The sequence below is a fragment of the Streptomyces griseus genome, assembly GCF_001715295.1.
In the GTDB taxonomy this organism is placed as follows: Bacteria; Actinomycetota; Actinomycetes; order Streptomycetales; family Streptomycetaceae; genus Streptomyces; species Streptomyces griseus_G.
On the sequence record NZ_MDKB01000001.1, the window covers coordinates 1,614,513 to 1,614,929 of the forward strand.

Consider the following 417-nt stretch of genomic DNA (forward strand, 5'->3'; position numbering starts at 1 on the left):
GGTTCGGTGTGCCCCGTCGATCCGGTCCGCCCCGCCGGTGCGGTCCGAGCGGTCTTTCCAGCCGGCCTGGTGTACCCGGCTCGCGTGGGCTGTCTGATCGGTGGGCTCTGCTGTGTCGTCGGCCCGGCCCGGCCCGGCGGTGCGGTCCATCCCGTTGGTGCGGTGTGCCCGTTCGGTCCTGCCCGGCCCGCCGGTTCGGTGTGCCCCGTCGATCCGGTCCGCCCCGCCGGTGCGGTCCGAGCGGTCTTTCCAGCCGGCCTGGTGTACCCGGCTCGCGTGGTCTGTCTGATCGGTGGGGTCTGCTGTGTCGTCGGCCCGGCCCGGCCCGTCGGTGCGGTCCATCCCGTTGGTGCGGTGTGCCCGTTCGGTCCTGCCCGGCCCGCCGGTTCGGTGTGCCCCGTCGATCCGGTCCGCCCC